The 275-nt window shown below is 64.4% G+C and carries 1 protein-coding gene; it reads right to left on the reverse strand.

The window, feature by feature from the left end; genetic code table 11:
- On the reverse strand, window positions 1-275 hold a 275-nt coding region (locus R0J87_RS20130; RefSeq protein WP_498888466.1), incomplete at both ends, for a GTP-binding protein.

Genomic DNA, 275 nt, shown 5'->3' on the forward strand with positions numbered 1-275 from the left:
TCGAAGATCTCGTTCAGCACCTCGTCCGACCGGGCGTCCGGGCGATCGACCTTGTTGATCGCCACGATCGGGCGCAGGCCCTGGGCCAGTGCCTTGGCCAGAACGAACTTGGTCTGCGGCAGCGGCCCTTCGGCGGCATCGACCAGGACCACGGCGCCGTCCACCATGTGAAGGATACGCTCCACTTCGCCGCCGAAATCGGCGTGGCCGGGCGTGTCGACGATATTGATGCGGGTCTCGCCCCACACTAACGAGGTACACTTAGCGAGAATCGT

Origin of the sequence: Halomonas sp. SIMBA_159, from assembly GCF_046536035.1 — a bacterium.
In the GTDB taxonomy this organism is placed as follows: Bacteria; Pseudomonadota; Gammaproteobacteria; order Pseudomonadales; family Halomonadaceae; genus Vreelandella; species Vreelandella venusta_A.